The sequence below is a fragment of the Hwanghaeella grinnelliae genome (genome assembly GCF_004005845.1).
GTDB lineage: Bacteria > Pseudomonadota > Alphaproteobacteria > UBA8366 > Aestuariispiraceae > Hwanghaeella > Hwanghaeella grinnelliae.
On sequence record NZ_SADE01000001.1, the window covers coordinates 1,522,748 to 1,540,232 of the forward strand.

Annotated in this window: 20 protein-coding genes; 14 read left to right on the forward strand and 6 right to left on the reverse strand. The window is 62.0% G+C overall.

From position 1 onward, the window contains the following. Positions 1-61: 61 nt before the first annotated feature. Positions 62-826, reverse strand: coding sequence for a glutathione S-transferase C-terminal domain-containing protein (locus EOI86_RS07020; RefSeq protein ID WP_338033038.1), 765 nt, complete (start codon positions 824-826; stop codon positions 62-64). Positions 827-830: 4 nt separating this feature from the next. Beyond that, a complete protein-coding gene (locus EOI86_RS07025) occupies positions 831-2,030 on the reverse strand; it encodes a CaiB/BaiF CoA transferase family protein (protein WP_127764377.1) in 1,200 nt (399 codons plus the stop codon). Positions 2,031-2,133: 103 nt separating this feature from the next. On the opposite strand from EOI86_RS07025, the gene EOI86_RS07030 reads away from it, so the two are divergent. Further along, positions 2,134-3,201, forward strand: coding sequence for a Gfo/Idh/MocA family protein (locus tag EOI86_RS07030; RefSeq protein WP_240035581.1), 1,068 nt, complete (start codon positions 2,134-2,136; stop codon positions 3,199-3,201). Between the two features lie 7 nt (positions 3,202-3,208). On the opposite strand, the gene EOI86_RS07035 is transcribed toward EOI86_RS07030, so the two are convergent. Both EOI86_RS07035 and EOI86_RS07040 read right to left on the reverse strand, forming a co-directional pair. Beyond that, complete coding sequence (locus EOI86_RS07035) at positions 3,209-3,667, reverse strand: hypothetical protein (RefSeq protein WP_127764378.1); 459 nt, start codon at positions 3,665-3,667, stop codon at positions 3,209-3,211. Between the two features lie 224 nt (positions 3,668-3,891). Next, on the reverse strand, positions 3,892-4,380 hold the full coding sequence (locus EOI86_RS07040; RefSeq protein ID WP_127764379.1) for a hypothetical protein: 489 nt from the start codon (positions 4,378-4,380) through the stop codon (positions 3,892-3,894). Between the two features lie 270 nt (positions 4,381-4,650). On the opposite strand from EOI86_RS07040, the gene EOI86_RS07045 reads away from it, so the two are divergent. Both EOI86_RS07045 and EOI86_RS07050 read left to right on the forward strand, forming a co-directional pair. Beyond that, entirely contained in the window at positions 4,651-5,748 is a 1,098-nt protein-coding gene (locus EOI86_RS07045) for a metal-dependent hydrolase (RefSeq protein ID WP_161973733.1), read from the forward strand. Between the two features lie 85 nt (positions 5,749-5,833). Then, positions 5,834-6,349, forward strand: a complete 516-nt coding sequence (locus EOI86_RS07050; RefSeq protein WP_127764381.1) for a hypothetical protein — start codon at positions 5,834-5,836, stop codon at positions 6,347-6,349. Here the strand turns inward: EOI86_RS07050 and EOI86_RS07055 are convergent. Both EOI86_RS07055 and EOI86_RS07060 read right to left on the reverse strand, forming a co-directional pair. Further along, positions 6,343-6,564 (reverse strand): hypothetical protein, encoded by a 222-nt coding sequence (locus EOI86_RS07055; protein ID WP_127764382.1) that lies wholly within the window; start codon positions 6,562-6,564, stop codon positions 6,343-6,345. The two genes, EOI86_RS07050 and EOI86_RS07055, sit on opposite strands and share 7 nt — an antisense overlap. 450 nt (positions 6,565-7,014) lie before the next feature. Then, the gene (locus EOI86_RS07060) at positions 7,015-7,734 is read right to left on the reverse strand and encodes a helix-turn-helix domain-containing protein (protein ID WP_127764383.1); all 720 of its coding nucleotides are present in this window, start codon (positions 7,732-7,734) and stop codon (positions 7,015-7,017) included. Between the two features lie 285 nt (positions 7,735-8,019). On the opposite strand from EOI86_RS07060, the gene EOI86_RS07065 reads away from it, so the two are divergent. From EOI86_RS07065 to EOI86_RS07115, 11 genes are all read left to right on the forward strand, one after another. Continuing rightward, positions 8,020-8,400 (forward strand): hypothetical protein, encoded by a 381-nt coding sequence (locus EOI86_RS07065; protein WP_127764384.1) that lies wholly within the window; start codon positions 8,020-8,022, stop codon positions 8,398-8,400. Beyond that, a complete protein-coding gene (locus EOI86_RS07070; protein ID WP_193555770.1) occupies positions 8,397-9,914 on the forward strand; it encodes a terminase in 1,518 nt (505 codons plus the stop codon). Before EOI86_RS07065 ends, EOI86_RS07070 begins: the two co-directional genes overlap by 4 nt. Then, complete coding sequence (locus EOI86_RS07075) at positions 9,907-10,395, forward strand: hypothetical protein (protein WP_127764385.1); 489 nt, start codon at positions 9,907-9,909, stop codon at positions 10,393-10,395. Before EOI86_RS07070 ends, EOI86_RS07075 begins: the two co-directional genes overlap by 8 nt. Before the next feature lie 94 nt (positions 10,396-10,489). Beyond that, positions 10,490-10,726: a hypothetical protein gene (locus EOI86_RS07080; protein ID WP_127764386.1), complete on the forward strand. Its 237-nt coding sequence runs from the start codon at positions 10,490-10,492 to the stop codon at positions 10,724-10,726. Positions 10,727-10,762: 36 nt separating this feature from the next. Beyond that, complete coding sequence (locus tag EOI86_RS07085) at positions 10,763-12,400, forward strand: portal protein (protein ID WP_127764387.1); 1,638 nt, start codon at positions 10,763-10,765, stop codon at positions 12,398-12,400. After that, entirely contained in the window at positions 12,393-12,629 is a 237-nt protein-coding gene (locus tag EOI86_RS07090) for a Bbp19 family protein (RefSeq protein ID WP_127764388.1), read from the forward strand. Before EOI86_RS07085 ends, EOI86_RS07090 begins: the two co-directional genes overlap by 8 nt. Continuing rightward, positions 12,622-13,275, forward strand: a complete 654-nt coding sequence (locus EOI86_RS07095) for a hypothetical protein (protein WP_127764389.1) — start codon at positions 12,622-12,624, stop codon at positions 13,273-13,275. The genes EOI86_RS07090 and EOI86_RS07095 overlap by 8 nt, the downstream gene beginning before the upstream one ends. A gap of 77 nt (positions 13,276-13,352) precedes the next feature. Beyond that, positions 13,353-14,357, forward strand: a complete 1,005-nt coding sequence (locus tag EOI86_RS07100) for a major capsid protein (protein ID WP_127764390.1) — start codon at positions 13,353-13,355, stop codon at positions 14,355-14,357. Between the two features lie 47 nt (positions 14,358-14,404). Beyond that, positions 14,405-14,803, forward strand: coding sequence for a Bbp16 family capsid cement protein (locus EOI86_RS07105; RefSeq protein WP_127764391.1), 399 nt, complete (start codon positions 14,405-14,407; stop codon positions 14,801-14,803). Positions 14,804-14,910: 107 nt separating this feature from the next. Then, entirely contained in the window at positions 14,911-15,498 is a 588-nt protein-coding gene (locus tag EOI86_RS07110; protein WP_127764392.1) for a phage connector family protein, read from the forward strand. A 2-nt stretch (positions 15,499-15,500) separates the two neighbouring features. Then, the gene (locus EOI86_RS07115) at positions 15,501-17,468 is read left to right on the forward strand and encodes a phage tail protein (protein ID WP_127764393.1); all 1,968 of its coding nucleotides are present in this window, start codon (positions 15,501-15,503) and stop codon (positions 17,466-17,468) included. Positions 17,469-17,485: the final 17 nt, after the last annotated feature.

Genomic DNA, 17,485 nt, shown 5'->3' on the forward strand with positions numbered 1-17,485 from the left:
GGTGCCATGAGGTTTCGGAAAAGGGCGCTTCGGCGCCCTTTTTTCCGTCCTAATGCACGACCTATTTACCTTTTTGTCCGAACAGGACCTTTCGTTCCTCATCGCTTGGCGGGGCGCTTCGGCGGGACTCCTTGCCAAGGTCGACGCCACGTTGCACGGGGGGGCGTTCCTTGATCTCAGACCGCCAGCGGCTGAGGTTCGGATAGGCCGATAGATCCATCGAGGGGGTATCGGCCAACGGCGATTTGGACAGCATCGGCTTGGCGATCAGCACCCAGGGCCAATTGATCATATCCGCGATGGTATAGTCGTCGCCCAGGATAAAGCGGCGTCCCTCAAGGCGGCGGTCCAGCACGCCCAGGCAGCGGTCGTATTCATTGGCGTAGCGTTCCGCCGAATAGGCGTTGTCGCCCTGATCCCGGCCCGGGGCGTAATTCACGAAATGGCTCAACTGACCGCCCATCGGCCCCTGGTTGCCGGTCTGCCAGAACAGCCATTCCAGGCATTCCTTCCGGCCGCGCGGATCCTTCGGGATGAACGAGCCGAATTTGTCGGCAAGGTAAATCATGATGGCGCCGGATTCGAAAACAGACACCGGTTCGGTTCCGTATTCGGCGGGCGGGGCGTGATCGACGATGGCGGGCATGCGGTTGTTCGGGCTGATCTTCAGGAAGTCCGGTTTGAACTGATCGCCCTTGCCGATATTCACCGGGATCATCGTGTAGTCGATGCCCAGCGCATCGACCAATTCCTCCAACAGGATGGAGACCTTCCAGCCATTGGGGGTCGGCCAGTAATAGAAATCGATCACTGTCTGCGTCGTCATGCTCTTACCCCTTACCGTCCGCTTTTGCCGCGCCGCTGGTGAGCAGCGCCTCGATTTCGGCTTGATCGTAGCCGGCTTCGCGCAGGATTTCCTCGGTGTGTTCCCCAAGCAATGGCGCGCCGTGGTCCAGGTCCGGCACCGTCTTGGAGAATTGCGCGGCGGGACGCGCCTGGCGCAGCCGCCCGGCGACCGGATGGTCCAGTTCCACCAGCATGCCGTTTTCGACGATTTGGGGATGATCGATCATTTCCTTACGCTTCAAAACCTGGGCGCAGGGAATGTCATGGTCGTCCAGGTGCTTCAGCCAATAGTCCGCGCTGTTGGTGCGCAGCGCTTCCTGCGTCAGTTCAAGCCGGGCGTCGATATTCTCATGCCGTTTCTCGGGCGTGTTGAAACGCGGATCGTCCCGCCATTCCGGGTGGCCGACCGCTTCGGTCAGGGCGAACCATTGCTTGTCCGTGTTCACCGCGACCGTGATGAAATCTGTCGTCGTCTCATAGATCAGGTCGATGAAACTGTGCGCCTTTTCGCTCTCGATCTCGTCGCCGACAAAAGTGTGCCCACCCATGTCGGAATGCCACAGGAACGAGACGACGCTGTCGAGCATGGAAACCTTCACATGCTGGCCTTCGCCGGTGCGTTCGCGGTGGAGCAGGGCGGCGGTGACGGCCTGGGCCATGGTGAAGCCGGTCAGCTTGTCCGGCACGATGGTGCGGACCAGCCGCGGCCGCGCCTCGTCCGACCCGCCCTGGATCGTCGTCAGGCCCGACAGCGCCTGGACCAGCGGGTCATAGACCGGCTTGTTGGCGAAGGGGCCGTTTTCCCCGAAACCGCTGATCGAGGCATAGACGATATCCGGGCGGATCTTTCGCACGTCTTCTTCACCCAGGCCCAGCCGCGCGACCACGCCCGGGCGGAAATTGTGGATGAAGACATCCGCTGTCTTCAAAAGCCTTTGAACCACCGCCAGCGCCTTGGCGTCCTTCAGGTTCAGTGAAATCGAGCGCTTGTTGCGGTTGTTGTTCAGGAAGGACGCGGTCATCCCGCCACGCCGTGTGGAAACCTCCCGCGTTACATCGCCCGCGCCGGTATTCTCCACCTTGATGACATCCGCCCCCTGGTCCGCCAACAGCATGGTAGACAAGGGGCCGGAAACGACCTGCGTCAGATCGACAATGCGAATTCCCTGCAACGGTCCGGACATTGATGCTTCCCCAATAACGATGAACCAAGCCGCATTGCGGCGCCGCGGCTAGAACCTAAACCCGCATTCCAAAACTATTAGCGCCGGGAGGGGAAAGGCAATCTTGCCGTATCCGGCGAACGAGTCGACCCTATGGTCGAATGTCCTGTTTTTTCTGGGGGTGGAAGTCATGGCTGCAATGAAACTTGGGATCATCGGCGTCGGGATCATGGGGGAACGGGTGATGAATGCCGTGCTGCGGCACGACCCGTCGGTCGTCGAATTGGGCGGCATCTGGGATCCGTCCGGCGACACCATGGCGCGGATCGCGGCGGAACATCCCACGGTTCCGGTCAAGGATGGTCCGGACGCTGTCATCGCATCCTCGGACTGTCTGTATATCGCCTCGCCGCCGGTCACCCATCTGGACTATGCGCGCAGGGCGATGGAAAAGGGCTTGTCCGTGCTGACCGAAAAGCCGCTTGCCGTCGATCTTGGCGATGCTGTTGCCTTCGTCGATGAGGTGGAGGAGCGCAAGGCGCGGGCGGCGGTGAATTTCATTTTCGCCTCGTCCCCCGGTGTCGAGCATCTACGGCGCTGGATCGCAGAAGGAGCGGTTGGCCAGGTGGAAAGCCTGACCATTGACCTCGCCTATGCAGCCTGGCCGCGGCCCTGGCAGATGGACGCGCTGGGCTGGTTGGACAAGCGCGAGCAGGGCGGTTTCACACGGGAAATCGCGAGCCACTTCCTATTCCTGACCCGCCGGCTTGTCGGCCCGATAGTGCTGAAATCGGCCTCTGCCACCTATCCCGATGGTCCGGACGGTGACAGCAGCGAAACGGCGATTTCGGCCGAGATCGAAGCCGGCGGCATTCCCGTCACGCTGAAAGGGTCGGTAGCCACGACCGACAAGCCCGACCATTGCGAATGGACCCTGAAGGGCCGCGACGGGTCGGTCCGATTGGCCGATTGGACGCGCGGTCTGAAGCTTGGCGCGGATGGGGAATGGGAAGAACATCCCGACTGCCTGCCGCTGGCCGAAACCCGGCCGATCCTGCTGAAAGGGCAATTGGATAAACTGGCGGCGCTGACCGCGGGTACGCCGCTGCCGGAAGGGGCGTTCCCGCTGGCCACCGTTCAGGAAGCCCTGGAGGTTCAGCGCATGGTGGAGACGATCTTGGCGAGCGGATGACGGCGCGTCAGGCTTTCCTGTCGCGCAGCGCTGCAACTTCGGCGATTTTCTGATTGATGAAGGCTTCTGCTGAGGGGCGATCTTCGACCTGCAGGAGCTCATTCTTTATACCAACAGTGTACAGGTTTTCTTCCGCCAGCTTGATGATATTGGGGTAACCCTGGTCTTTGCTGATGATGGCGCCGTAGTAAAACTCGATACCGCCTTCGAGCAGGATATTGTCGAGTAATCTGATGTCCTCGAAAGTCACCGTGTTCTCGTGGCCTGCCGAGTTGTCGATGATGCAGAAATAGTGTGGTGGCAGGGAATGGCGCAGTGTTTCGTGATAAAGCGGAATGCGGACCCTCAGGTCGATCGGTCCGACGACCTTGATTTCGTGCAGGTGAAAGCCTTTCACGCGGAAGGTCGTGAACGTGTAGCTTTCCACGGCGCCATTGAAGACGACGTTTGCCCCGCTTCCGATCATGGGGGCAAACGCCTGAAACCCGTGCCAGGGTCCTGACGCAACTGGTGTTGGATTCTGTGGGTCACGATGGCTCTAACATCCTAATACAGCGCTTCGTTGAACCGAAAATCACATGGCTGTCACATCGGATAGTTGATCATCTTCTTATCAAAGAATCCAGTGTAGCGCGTTCAAAGATGTCCTGATGATGCCAACAAGGCCCGGTGTCGGGCGGGGTTGGCAGTCTAGTGAGGGTTGTGCAAGGGTTGCGCGTCCCGTGCGGTCGCAGCCGCGGCAATTTTTTCAAGAACGAACGCTTTGGCATCCTCATAGTTCGGCACCCTGATAAGCGCGCCATTGAGGCCGATGGTTTCCATATAGGTCTGCGCCAATTTGATCAGCTTGGAATAGCCGACGTCATTCGTGATCGTGGCGCCGCAATAATGCGTGACGCCTTGATCGAGCAAAAGGTGATCTACCTGTTTGATCGCGTCGAAAGAAAAGTCGTTCTCAAACCCGGCCGTATTGTCCAGGATGCCGAAATATTGGCCCGAAACCATATGCGGCAGCGTCCTGCTATAGAGTTGAAGGCGCGTTTCTAGATTGATGGGTCCGATGACTTTCGTGTCGTTGTACCGGAACCCGGATAATTCGATGATTTTGTACTCATAGCTTGTAACAGTGCCCTGTTCGATCAGGGTCCCACCTTGGGCCGCCCAATACGCCGCGTCCATATAAAGAAAATCCGTGAATTCTGCGCGGCCAGCCGTTCTTCGGCTGTGTCGCGTACCCATCCTACCCAAACGCCGCACCGTTCTATGCGTGCTTGCCCCACCGAACAGCTACCGCACCCGGGCCGGTCTTTCCAGTCTTGGTTCGGCAAAAAAATGCCATCAGGCCGATCGCGGGACTGGGCAAGAAGACCCGGAATCCTATTTAGACTCGGTGCATGCTGCTGGCCCCCTGGTGTAGGGCCGAATGGCGGCGGTCAAACGGAAGGCAGCATGGATTCAGTAACGCAATTTGCCCTGGGATCGGTCATCGGCGTGGCGACGCTCGGCCGTCGGATCGGTCCGCGCAAGGCCGCGATAACCGGTGGACTCGTGGCGACACTGCCGGATATGGATGTCTTCCTGCCGTCGCAGGATGCGATCACCGATTTCGTCAGCCACCGGGGCTTCAGCCATTCCCTGATCGTGCATACGATCGTCGCCCCGGTGCTCGGCTTGGGCATCGGCAAACTGTTCGAGGGGTTGAGGACCGCGCCGCGCTGGCAAACCATTGGGGCGGTCTGGCTGATGCTGACGACCCATGCGTTGCTCGACGCTTTCACGGTCTATGGCACCAAGTTGCTTTGGCCGCTGACGGACTATCCCTTCGGTCTGGGATCCGTCTTCATCATCGATCCGCTTTACACCATTCCGCTGGCGGTGGTGACGCTCTGGGCCCTTTTCCAAGGGGAATGGGGCAAGCGGATCGGACGGGCGGCTTCCGTCGGTCTGGTCCTCAGCAGCATGTATCTGGGATGGACTGTGCTGGCGCAGCAGCTGATGAAGGAGAAGATCGCCGGCATACTGGAAAAACAGGCCATCGCGGCGGAGAAACTGCTGGTGACGCCGATGCCCTTCAACACCGTGCTGTGGAAGGGGATCGCCATCGACGGTGACCGCTATGTCAATGTCTACAGCTCGCTTCTCGACGGGCCGGAGGCGCGCGATATTCACCCCCATGCGCGGCAATTGTCGCTTGGCGATAGCTTGCCCGATCCCGCGCCGGCGGAAGCGGTCGCGCGGTTCAGCAAGGGGTTTTATGCGTATGGCTTCGGTAAAGTTGGCAATCGCGAAGGGGATGGAGATATCTTGGTTCGCGACCTGCGCATGGGCGCGACGCCAAATTATGTCTTCACCTTCAAATTGGCGGAATCCAAGGGTGGCGCCGTGCGGCAAGCCGTCCCGGTGAAACTCAAACGGATCGTCGAGGACGGCGCGCTTGAATGGCTTTGGGTCCGCGTTTTCGACGAAGGTGCGACGCGCTCGGAAACGAGCCTGCATCACGCCTATACGGCCCAGACCGGTGCGGAAGAAAACAACGCCGGGCAATAGACGTGCTTAAAGCCCTTGAACATGGCGGGGTTACGGCGTTACCCCATCGGGGGTAATCTGCAGGAAAAACCGGGGACCGGCTTTCATGGCGCCACGCGTTCAATTCAAGCTTTCCTATTCCGATGTCGAAGACCGCATCCTGTTCAGCGGGACGTTCGCCGATGGTCAGGAAATGAATTTGTGGTTTACGCGGCGGCTGACCTTGGGGTTCCTGGATCTGGCCGGAAGGATCTCCGCAGCGACCAGTGGGACCGCGTCCGCCGACCCGGTGGCGAAGAAGGAAATCGCGGCGTTCCAGAAGGATGCGGCAGTGCAAGCGGCTGACCGATCGACACCCTATGACGCGGGGACCCCGCATCCGGACCTGGGTGCGGCGCCGCAATTGATCAACCGTGTCAGCGTCAAGCCGCAGGGGGAGGACCGGGTCTCCCTGGTCTTCGGACTGACCGATCAACGGCAGATATCATTTCCCATTGCCCGCGACGCCTTCCTGACGATTTGGGACATGATTGACGAATTGGTGCGCAACAAGACGGGGTGGCTGTCCTTGCCCGAAAAAAGGACCGGGCAGGGCCGGCCGCCGCAAAGCGTGCTTCACTGACGGTGGGCCTTTCCGACCGTGACTTCATAAGCCGCTTCCTCATCCAACACTGCCCCGCGGTTTTCCAGTTCCGCTTCTAAACAGCGGATCAACCAATCCTCCCTGGCTATCAGCGTGCGTTTCGTTTGGCTGTCGGGCGTGGGAAGCAGCATGCCGCGCCGATCCCGTGCCTGACGCAAGGCGGTGGCCAGTTTCGCGTCGGCTGCGTCTGCCAATAGGCGCGCAGTCCAGGGCCGTATGGAATTTCCGGAATTTCTCACCCCAAGCCGCATTCCGGCCTCCATCCGACGAACGATAGTGGTTTGTCATTTTTCAGCATTATAATTCCAGAAAATGGAAATAACAAGGCCATTCACAATGGAAAGAAACCCCGTGCTTCACGATGCCCGGCTGGAAAATTGGAGAATTGATCCGTTTTAGAGGAGAGGGCGGGGAATCGGCGGGGCCAGGTCCCGGTCATTTCTGGCGGTAGGCGGGGGAGGCGGGCATAGCGCAGAGAGCGGCCGGCGGCATTCACCGATCCGCGGTGTGGCGAGGCCGGCGCCCAAGAAGTATCGACTGGGCAGGGGGCGGGATCCGGGGATTGGCCGTCACCAAAGGCAGTCGGCGACGCAAAGCCGATGCCGGTCGCTGCGCTTTGTCCGGTTCGTTCCCTCTGGAGGTTTTTAGAATCCTAGCAATTCGTGCAGTGGCATGACTTTATGCACGCTGGAGACCTGATCCCGGGGAAAGCTCATTTCCCGGGGCGGATCGAATTGGGTGCAGATGATTTCGTCGGCGGTCTGGCGCAGGAAGCGCCTCAGGTAGGACTTCTGCGGTTTGTCCTCGGTCCCGGCGAGGCGGATGACGACATCGTCGCCCGGGCGGGGCGGGCGGTGCGGATGCACCAGGCACAGCTCGCCGCTCGGAAAACGCGGCGCCATTGTATCGTCAAGGACATAGAAACCATAGGCATCCGGCACGCTCTGCAGGCCAGGCGGCCGGCGCACGAATTCCACCGGGGCCTCGGTCACCGACATCGCGCCGTTTTCGCCCGCGGGGTTTGTGCCGGAAACCGGAAGGTCCTTGGGCCAGCTGTCGATCGACGGGGCCGGGGTGTCGGGCTTGCGCATCGCCGCGCCGGAGGATGACTTGAGATAGCGCAGCGTGCTGTCTTCCGGTGCGCCTTCCGGTTCCATCGGGTCTTCGCCATAGCGCAGCCAAGCCAGCCGCACGCCTAATTCCCGCGCCATATCCGCCATCAGGGTGCCGCGCGGTTGGGCGACTTTGCCCTGAGCGCATTTGATGACCCGTTCATAGGATGCGCCCGTCCGGCGCGCCAATTCGGCGATGGAAATGCCCCGCATTCCCGCGACCATATTCAGTCGGTCAGCCCAGTCTTCCATAATGTTCACTGCCCCCCGGTACAAAATGATACGCCCGCCCGCGCACCTTGTTGTGCCCTGCCGTCGGTGCGACGGCCTCTGTCGGCCGTCCAGCCGGTTCGCAGAAGAGCGATGGTTTGAGCCTCCCAGAACAGACACATCGCCTTAAAAACGCATTGCCAAGTGCGTATGCGGGAACTCCAGGGAATTTGCACAAGATATTGGAATTTGGGTATGGAAAAAAATTCTTGACGATTGGAGGAAAAGTATATAAATTCCACTCACGCTAAAGAACGGTGGATTTAAATGACATTTCTTCCAAGGAAATCGCAGCGGGTACCGATCGGTGACGGGTTGTCATGCGCCGCCGTCGCTTTGCCGGTGGATCCCGCCCGTCATGCTCGGGGTGCCCAATCGCCGGTTGGAAAATCGCCGGTTGGAAAATCGCCGGTGGGTAATTCGCTGGGGTGCCAGTGGATCGACGGGCCGGTCAGCGGCGACGACGATTGCAAATGCGGCAAACCGGTCCTTGCCGATCTGCCTGGGCGGGCGCCCTATTGCGCGGAACACGCCCCGCGCTGCTTCGAAAGCGCGGCTGCCTGGAAAAGGCGGAACGCCTGGCTCGGTGAATTGGATGCCAGCTTTTCAACCGTCTCCCTCAAGGACTGGATGGGTGACCTGGAATGACGGTGGGTCAGGCCAGCATAGCTGGTGGCGAACGGCCCCATACGCCCCAAACGCCAAAAACGCAGGCGGCGCCCGCAGCGCTTGCCGCCTTCGCGCAGGACCCGCTGGGTTTTGTCGAGACGGCCTTTCCTTGGGGCGAAGGGGAACTGCGGTCGCATACCGGCCCGGACGATTGGCAGCGCGACGTGTTGGGCGATATCACCGATGCGATGCGGGTCAGAAAGCCGAATGGCCGCGATCCCATCCGCTATGCCATTGCCAGCGGCCACGGCGTCGGCAAGTCGGCCCTGGTGTCCTGGTTGATTCTGTGGGCCGTTTCGACGAGCGCCGATGCCAAGGGCGTGGTGACCGCGAATACGGAACGGCAATTGCGCACCAAGACCTGGGTGGAGGTCGGCAAATGGCACCGTCTGATGACCGGACGAGCCGTGATGAAACTGGGGGCGACGGCCCTGACTGCCGCCGACAAGGACCTACAAAACACCTGGCGTGTGGATATGGTGCCTTGGAACGAACGCGCCACCGAAGCCTTCGCCGGCCTGCACAACCACGGCAAGCGCATCGCGCTGTTCTTCGACGAGGCGAGCGCGATCGACGACCGTATCTGGGAAACGGCCGAAGGCGCGCTGACGGATGAGGATACGGAAATCCTGTGGTTCGTGTGCGGCAACCCGACCCGGAACAAGGGCCGGTTCAAGGAATGCTTCCATCGCCTGCGCCATCGCTGGATCTGCAAGCAGGTGGACAGCCGCGCGGCCCGGCTGACCAACAAGGATCAGATCGCCGGCTGGATCGCGGATTATGGCGAGGATTCCGATTTCGTGCGGGTGCGCGTGCGCGGTGTCTTTCCCCAGAAAGGGCCGAACCAGTTCATCGCGACGGCGCTGGTCGAGGCCGCCGTGCAGCGCCAACCTCTCCCCGACGGATCGGCCGACAGGCTGGCCCCCACGGTGATCGGTGTGGATGTCGCGCGCTATGGGGACGATCAGTCGGTGATCCTGGTGCGCAAGGGACGGGCGGTTTTGGAAATCTCCCGGTTCCGCAACAAGGATACGTGGGAGGTCGCCCAACATACCGCGGAAAAGATGGCGCAATGGCGACCCGATGCGGTCTTTGTCGACGGCGGCGGTGTCGGCGGCGGCGTGGTCGACAGCTTGCGGCGGATGCATTGTCCCGCGATCGAGGTGTTGTTCGGGTCGAAGGCGTTACGCGATACGGAATACGCCAACCGCCGCGCGGAAATGTGGGGCGAAATGCGGAAATGGCTGCAAACCGGAAGCCTGCCGGACGACCGCGAGTTGGCGGACGATCTGACCGGGCCGGAATACTCCTTCGTGCGGGAGAACGTGATCCAGCTGGAACGCAAGGCGGATATGAAAGCACGCGGTCTGGCTTCCCCCGATACCGGTGATGCCCTTGCCCTGACCTTCGCCCAACCGGTTCGAAGCCGGGCGTCCAACGAGCGGGACGGCATTCTTGCCGCCAACACGGAATTCGAGGTTTGGAATGACTGACGTCTTGGAAGCTGATTGCACCGATACTGTGGCTGGCCATTCCTGGCGCGTGGTGTTTTGCGACCCCGAACCTTTGGACCCGGCTTGTGCCAGCTGGCGTGAGAGAGCGTTCAACGCGGTTCTGAAAATCCTGGCACCCGGTTTCCGGCATTGTTTTCTGATGCGGGCCTTGAGGACTGGCAGAGGGGACACGGCCGGCTGGCTGATCGTCAACCCGAATGCCGCCAGGCTCGATATCTTCGAAGTCTCGGATGGTGATGGCGGGGATAGGGGCTATGGAACTTACATAGACCGGCTGGCCCGGTCGGGCGCGGTGCATGTTCTGGACCTGCCGCAGCGATATCCCGCAGCCGTCACCCTGCGCCCCTGGTTCAGTTGCGTGGAAGTGGTGAAGCACACCACCGGCGTGAAGCCGCCCTTCTGGGTCGTGACGCCGCGGCAGCTCTATCGATGGATCCGGGCAAACGGGCCGGACGTCTAAGCCGGACCATATCGAAAGCAGATTGATTGGAATGCGCCGCGCGGCGCCACGGGACCGGCATGCCGGAACGCACCCGGCACCGTCGGAACACCGGATGAAAGGAAAGACTATGGGTGGATTGTTCAGTGCACCGAAACCGGCGCCGCCCGCGCCGGAGGACGATGCCCTCAAGGCGCAACTGGATCTGCAAAAGCAGGAACGCGCGCGGGCCAAGGAGGCGAGCGATGCGAGGTTGCGGAACCTGCGCCGCCGGGGACAACGCCGCCCCTTGCTGTTTTCCGGTTATGCCGGTGTCGAAGACGGCGACCGGAAGTCCGACACGCTCGGCTGACGCTGCAGACCCCCGATACTTTGAACGAGGCTTTTCATGAACATGACCCATTCCGTGCAGGGGACCGGTGCGCAATCCGCCGAGGATACCGTGCTGGCGCGATACCGGCTTGCCGACCAGCGCCGCCGGCGTTGGGACGCGATCTTACAGGATGCCTACCGCTATACATTGCCAGAATTCGAAGCCGGGGATGGGGCGGATGAGGCATCGCGCGGTTCAGACCGACGCACGGCCTTGTTCGACAGCACAGGCGCAGACGCTTTGGATGAAAAGGCGGCCCGCACCCATGGCCAGTTGTTTCCACCGTTTCAGCATTGGATGTCGATCCAGGACCCCAAAGGGGACGATAGCCTTGGTGGCGGGCCGGAAGGCGCGCAAATGGAAGCGATGGTGGAACAAGCCCGTGCGGCGGCCGTGGAGCGGTTTCACGATGCGTTGGATATTTCCAACTTCCACACGGAAATCGCCCCGGCCTTGCGGGAGGCCTATGTCTCGCTCGGTTGCATCAACATCAATTTCGGATCGCCCGAAAACCCGTTGAGTTTTGAGGCTGTGCCGGTTTCCCGTGTCGTCCCGGAAGAAGCGCCTGACGGCATTCCCCGCACAGTCTTCATCAAGCAACAAGTCCGTTTGCGCGACATTGCCCTGCGCTATCCAACCGCCCGCCTGCCGGAACGGTTGGAGCGGGAGAAGCAGCGCGACCCGGATCAAAACGTGGATGTGTTGGAAGCCAGTCTCTGGGTGCCGGGCGATGCCGCAACCGGGCAGGGCGCCCATGTCGACTGGTCGGTCTGGCTGCTGCAGGACGGGGAGGCCATCCTGCGTGACCGATTGGAGAGTGAACGCACCATCGCCTTCCGCGTCGACAAGGCCCCGGGCGAAGTGATGGGGCGCGGACCTGTCTTGAAGGCATTGCCGGAAATCAAGACGGCGAACAAGATCGTCGAACTTGTGCTGAAGAACGCCTCCATCGCCGTCAGCGGGATCTGGCAGGCGGAAGACGACGGCGTGCTCAACCCCGCCAATATCCGCCTGGCGCCGGGGACGATCATTCCCAAGGCCGTGGGGTCGGCGGGGCTGACACCGTTGGAAGCGCCGGGCCGGTTTGATGTCTCGGAACTGATCCTGGGTGATTTGCAGCAGCGGATCCGCACCGCGATCAAAGGACCGGACCTGCCGCCGGCATCGGACGGCGTACGCACTGCCTTCGAGTTGGGTGAACGGCGCGCGGACCAGACGGCGGTGGAGATACCGCAAACCCTGCGCCTGCTGAACGAATGCTACGACCGGCTGGTGCGGCGCTGCCTGCATATTCTGTCGCATCATTCGATGGCCGGCAGCCGGTATTACATCGAACCCGTCCAGGTCGACGACCGCCGCATTCGGCTTGTACCGACATCGCCTATGGTGCGCGTCCAGGACGAAATAGCGGCGCGGAACAGCTTCAATGGGGTGACGGCCGTCGCGCAATTCGCCGGGCCGGAACAGGTCGCCCGTTCGGTCAAGATGGACGATTTCGCCCGCTGGTGGCTGACGCAGTCGGGCTTTCCGCCCGACCTTATTAGAACACCGGATGAAGTCGCTGCGCTGGACCTCGAACAGCAGGCGGGGGTCGCGGCCCTCACCGATGCGGCGGGCGCGGTCATTGGCGATGGGACGGCCCCCTATGAATGATCCGACCCCCGCGGCGCCGCCCGGCGACCCGGATGCGATTTCCCGCGTTTTTGCCCGCTGTTTTCGCGGCCGGGATGGGGAAAGGGCCTTGGCTTTCCTGCGCCGCTTGACCGTCGAGCGATGCCTGCCGGCGACGGCAAAGGCGGAAGAACTGCGTGACGCCGAAGGGCAGCGCCGGTTGGTGAAATTGATCGAAACCCTAGTCCAACGAGGTAACGAGGATGAATAGAGATAAGCACGTGCCGACCCCGCCCCTTGACCCGAATGCGGGAATGAGCCTCGCCGAACCCAGCGTGCCGTTGGTGGAGCGCAACCCGGAATCCGAACCCGGGCTGGGTGCTGAAATGGCGGACTATACCCTGACGGTGCCGGAAGACCTGGCCGATATCGGCATAGAACCGGATACGGAACACCCGCTCTACAAGTCCGCCGCTGCTTGGGCGCGGGAGCGTCAATTGTCCCAGCACGACTTCGACGAATTGGCGGCCGGATTCTATCGAAACTTGGCAGAAGATGCGAAGCGCGATCAGGAATCCGAGCAGGCGGAACGCAAGTCTTTCATCGATGCTTTCGCGCCGGTGGCCATGCAGGGGCGGGACGATGATGCCGCCTTGGAGGCCGCGCGCCGCAACGCACGGCCGGTTGTTGACTGGGCGGCGGGTCTTCTTGCCCCGGCCATTCGTCAGAACCCGGACCTGGGTCAGATGCTTGAGGAAGTCTTCTCCTTCGCCGATGGGGTTGCGCTGATGCGGGCCGTAAAATCCGCGATCGGGGAAAAGACGCCGGGCCCGCAGCCGACGCCGTCGGGCATGCCCAAACCGCGTTCCGCCGAGGAAGTGCTCTACGGCGCCACCACGCCCGCCCGAGGCCTATGACGTACATGGCGTCTGTGACGCAAAGGGTCCTCTGATGGGCGCTCTTTCGGATACTGATTTCAACCAAGGAGTAAAAGATGCCGCAAATCGGTGACACCTATCTGAACCTGGCCGACGGCTTCAAGCGGTCGGCATCCGGGGATTCCCGCGAGGCGATCGTCGCCGAGCTTCTGTCCCAGACCAACGAGATCATGCTGGACGCGCACGCCATGCCCGCCAATGACGGGGCCAGCCATATTTCCACGGTCCGGACGGGCCTGCCTTCCACCACATGGCGCAAGTTGTACAAGGGCGTGCCGGTCTCCAAATCCACGACCCAGCAAGTGCGCGATACCTGCGGCATGCTGGAAAGTTTCTCTAGCCACGACCGCGACCTTGTCGACAAACAGGTCCTGCCGCAGCGCTTCCGCATCATCGAAAGCCGGGCGCATCTGGAAGCGATGGGTCAGGAAATGGCCGCGACCTTCATCTATGGCGATACGGCCGTCGCGCCGGAAAAGTTCATGGGCCTGGCCCCGCGTTACAACGCCTATCAGGACAGCGACGATGGCAAGTCCAGTTTTAACGTGATCGACGCGGGCGGCGAGGTCGCGGATGCCAATACGTCTATCTGGTTCGTCAAATGGGGCGATAGCACGGCCCATTTCATCTATCCGAAAGGATCGAAGGCGGGCTTGCGCCATGACGATTTGGGCCTGGATACGGTCGAGGATGGGGAGGGGAACCCGTACCGCGCCTATCGCGACCATTACAAGCACGATATCGGCCTGGTGGTGAAGGACTGGCGCGCCATTGCCCGGGTCGCGAATGTCGATGTCGCGGCGATGCGCGCTGGCAATACCGCGATCGAGGACTTCATGCTGGAAGCCTTTTACCGCACCGACGACACCAGCGGCACCATGGCGATCTATTGCAACCGCGAGGTTCAGGTGGCGCTGCATAAACGCGCCAAGTCGCAGCAGAACGTGAACCTGACCCTGGAGACCTTTGAGGGCCGCAAGGTGGTCAGTTTCCTGGGCGCGCCGATCCGCCGCGTCCGTGCCATCCGGAACACAGAGGCCCTGGTGCCGGCCGACGTCTAGGTGTCGCCTTCCAATACCCTCGATCCCTTTTTCCAAGGAGTGAATGCATGATCCTCGATAGCGAATTGCTGCTGTCCGACGGCCAGGAAATCACCGCGACGGCCGCATCGGACGACTTCATCGACTTCGGCTCTAACCGCGATGTGGGGCCCGGCACGCCGGTGCCGCTGCTGATCCAGGTCGCTTCCGATTTCAGCGACATGGACGACCTGACGGTCGATATCCAGACCAGTGGCGACCCGACCTTCAGTGCTGGTGTGAAGACCCTGGCCAGCATGACTGTGCCCGTCGCCGACCTGGTGCAGGGCTATCAGTTCCCCGTCGGCCATCTGCCGAACCATTGCCGGCGGTATTTGCGGCTGAACTATACGGTCGGCACGCCGGGCGCCTCGCCGGGCGGCGCGATTACGGCGGGTATCGTCTGGGGCGTTCAGACCAACCGTTGACGGTTTGGACGCTTCCGGGGCCGCCGGAGGGGGAAGCGATCCTCCGCCCCCTCCGGCACCCGAGCACCGCTTTCCATCCGTAAATCTCATCACCCTGGGAGGGCCTGATGGCCGTATCCGATATTGCGCTTTGCGGCGCCGCCCTTATCCGTTTGGGCGCGGAACCGATCACCGCTTTCGAGGAAGGCACCGCCGAAGCGGATATCGCCGGCGCGCTCTATCCCATCGTACGGGACGGGTTGCTCAGCGCCTATCCGTGGAGCTTCGCCACCGCGCAACGCGCTTTGGCCCAGTTGTCCGGCGTGCCGGTCGCCGACTTCGCCTTCGCCTATCCATTGCCGCCGGATTTCCTGCGCGCGCTTTCCCTGGGCCACGGGGCGCGGGGACAAACCGTGCCCGCCGGGCGCGGCGCGGAATACCGGATCCATGAGCGGCGCATTCACACGAATGTGGAAATGCCGGTGCTGACCTATGTTTTCCGCCCGGCCGAAAGCGGGTTCCCGCCTTATTTCGACAAGGCGCTGACCGACAAGCTGTCGGCTGAATTCTGCCTGCCGATCACCGAGAACACCGCCCGCGCCGACCTGCTGCAGAAACTGGCCGGGCAAAGCTTCCAACAAGCCAAGACCGCCGACGCCCAGGGACAATCGCCGGGGCGGATCGAGGACTTCGCCCTGATCGACGCGCGGGGTTGATCATGGTGGCGCGCACACATGTCACACAGTTCAGCTTCGACAAGGGCATCATCGACGAGGACCTGCTGGGCCGCCGCGACATCAAGGCCTATCCGGGCGGTCTGCGGCAGGCGAAGAATATGATCGGCGTCATCGGTGGACCGATATCGCGCCGGGGCGGGCTGGCCTTTGTCGCTGAGCTACCCTCGTCGGCGGGGGACGGCGCGCGGCTGGCGGCCTTTCACTTCCGGCTGGAGCAAATCTATCTGCTGGCCTTCCTGGACGAAACAGCGCGGATCTATAAGGACGACGCGCTGCAGGCGGAACTGGCCATGCCCTATGGCGGGGCGCAGCTGGCGGCACTGGATTTCGACCAGTCGCTCGACACCATGCTGCTGACACATGAGGAGGTCGAGCCCAAGCAGTTGCAGCGCCAGGGATCCCACAGCGACTGGGCGCTCAACCCCATCGCCTTCCGGAACCTGCCGACGCATCCGTTTAGCGGCCCGACCGCGGGCCAGGCCACGCCGAGCGGTACGACCGGCGCGGTGACGGTGACGAGCACGGCCGAGGATTTCACCGTCGCGGCGGTGGGCGATGTGGTGCGCCTCAATGGCGGGCGCATCACGATCACAAGCATTACAGGCGATACCGAGGTTGCTGGGACAACGCAGGAGGATTTGGACGATACGAAGGTCGCGGAGGCCGGGGCCTGGAGTGTCGAGCAACAGGCCTGGTCCGACGCAAAGGGTTATCCCCGGTCTGTCCATCTGGACGGCAACCGGTCCTTCTGGGGCGGGTCCAAGGACTTGCTGCAAAGGGTCTGGGGGTCGGCCTCCGGCGGGGTGGACCTGTTCGACTTTTTCGAAACCAAGGACCGCCTGGACGATGAATTCGTCGAGGACGATCTGGTAGGCAGTCAGGTGAACGCGGTGTCCCATATCCATGCGCTGGGCGATCAGTTCTTTTTCACCTCCGGCGGGGTCTTCGTGAACCGGGTGACAGATGACAGTCCGGTGACGGTCGAAAACTTTCACCCGCGCAAGCATTTCCCGACCCCCATCGCGCCCGTCAAACCGGTGGCCAGCGATGGCGCTGTGGTCTGCGTCACCGCCGACGGGGCGGGCCGCGCCGTGGGTTGCGCGGAAGTCGTCTTCGACGTCGGCAGCGATGGCTATATCGCGAGCGACCTGAATATCCTGTCGGCCAGCGTGATGCGGGAACCGGTGGATATGGCGGCCCGTGCGTCTGACGGTGTGCGGGGCGCGCATCACCGCTTCGTGGTGAACACGGATGGCACGGTCGCGGTGCATCATTCCCTGCGTCGGCAGGAGGTCAGCGGCTGGACCCTATGGGAAAGCGCCGGTCTATCGGCGGATGACGCGGTGCTGAAAGTCGCCGTCGTCGGGAATACGCCGTATTTCCTGGTCCGCCGGACGATCGACGGGGCGACGCGTTACTTCATCGAAAAACACGCGCTGGACCGCATGTTCGACAGTTCGGTGAAGGCACGTTTCCAGGAACCGAGCGATACGCTGGACGGATTGGACCATCTGGAAGGGTTGCAGGTGCAGGTCTTCGCCGATGGCGCTTTGCGCGACCCGGCCGTCGTCACCGATGGCACGGTCGCGGTGACCGATGGCGGCGCGGCCTTCCCGGCCATGGAGGTCGAGGCCGGCATGCCTTTCGATTGGGTCGTCGAACCATTGCCGGTGGAAGCCCAGATCGCGGAGGGCACCCTGGTCGGTCAGAAACACCGCCTGATCGCGGTCACCCTGGAACTGAAAGACGCCTATCCCTTCGAGGTGAACGGGCGACCGGTCAATTTCCGCCGCTTCGGGGAATTCCGGCTGGACGAGGCGCCGAAGCCGTTCAGCGGGCGTAAGCGTCGGCGTTTCCTGGGGTGGAACCGCGGGCAAGGGGCGAGTTTCACCGCGTCGGGAACCTTGCCTGCGACCTTCCTGTCGGCGGTCGCGGAAGTCGGCCAATAAGTTTGGGAAAAAGGAGA

Excerpts from the sequence above, each read along its gene's own strand:
- EOI86_RS07100 (WP_127764390.1), top strand. The coding sequence starts at position 13,353 with ATGCCGCAAATCGGTGACACCTATCTGAACCTGGCCGACGGCTTCAAG.
- EOI86_RS07020 (WP_338033038.1), bottom strand. The coding sequence starts at position 826 with ATGACGACGCAGACAGTGATCGATTTCTATTACTGGCCGACCCCCAAT.
- EOI86_RS07045 (WP_161973733.1), top strand. The coding sequence starts at position 4,651 with ATGGATTCAGTAACGCAATTTGCCCTGGGATCGGTCATCGGCGTGGCG.
- EOI86_RS07050 (WP_127764381.1), top strand. The coding sequence starts at position 5,834 with ATGGCGCCACGCGTTCAATTCAAGCTTTCCTATTCCGATGTCGAAGAC.
- EOI86_RS07065 (WP_127764384.1), top strand. The coding sequence starts at position 8,020 with ATGACATTTCTTCCAAGGAAATCGCAGCGGGTACCGATCGGTGACGGG.
- EOI86_RS07105 (WP_127764391.1), top strand. The coding sequence starts at position 14,405 with ATGATCCTCGATAGCGAATTGCTGCTGTCCGACGGCCAGGAAATCACC.
- EOI86_RS07080 (WP_127764386.1), top strand. The coding sequence starts at position 10,490 with ATGAAAGGAAAGACTATGGGTGGATTGTTCAGTGCACCGAAACCGGCG.
- EOI86_RS07115 (WP_127764393.1), top strand. The coding sequence starts at position 15,501 with ATGGTGGCGCGCACACATGTCACACAGTTCAGCTTCGACAAGGGCATC.
- EOI86_RS07060 (WP_127764383.1), bottom strand. The coding sequence starts at position 7,734 with ATGGAAGACTGGGCTGACCGACTGAATATGGTCGCGGGAATGCGGGGC.
- EOI86_RS07075 (WP_127764385.1), top strand. The coding sequence starts at position 9,907 with ATGACTGACGTCTTGGAAGCTGATTGCACCGATACTGTGGCTGGCCAT.
- EOI86_RS07070 (WP_193555770.1), top strand. The coding sequence starts at position 8,397 with ATGACGGTGGGTCAGGCCAGCATAGCTGGTGGCGAACGGCCCCATACG.
- EOI86_RS07110 (WP_127764392.1), top strand. The coding sequence starts at position 14,911 with ATGGCCGTATCCGATATTGCGCTTTGCGGCGCCGCCCTTATCCGTTTG.
- EOI86_RS07090 (WP_127764388.1), top strand. The coding sequence starts at position 12,393 with ATGAATGATCCGACCCCCGCGGCGCCGCCCGGCGACCCGGATGCGATT.
- EOI86_RS07025 (WP_127764377.1), bottom strand. The coding sequence starts at position 2,030 with ATGTCCGGACCGTTGCAGGGAATTCGCATTGTCGATCTGACGCAGGTC.
- EOI86_RS07095 (WP_127764389.1), top strand. The coding sequence starts at position 12,622 with ATGAATAGAGATAAGCACGTGCCGACCCCGCCCCTTGACCCGAATGCG.
- EOI86_RS07040 (WP_127764379.1), bottom strand. The coding sequence starts at position 4,380 with ATGGACGCGGCGTATTGGGCGGCCCAAGGTGGGACCCTGATCGAACAG.
- EOI86_RS07035 (WP_127764378.1), bottom strand. The coding sequence starts at position 3,667 with ATGATCGGAAGCGGGGCAAACGTCGTCTTCAATGGCGCCGTGGAAAGC.
- EOI86_RS07085 (WP_127764387.1), top strand. The coding sequence starts at position 10,763 with ATGAACATGACCCATTCCGTGCAGGGGACCGGTGCGCAATCCGCCGAG.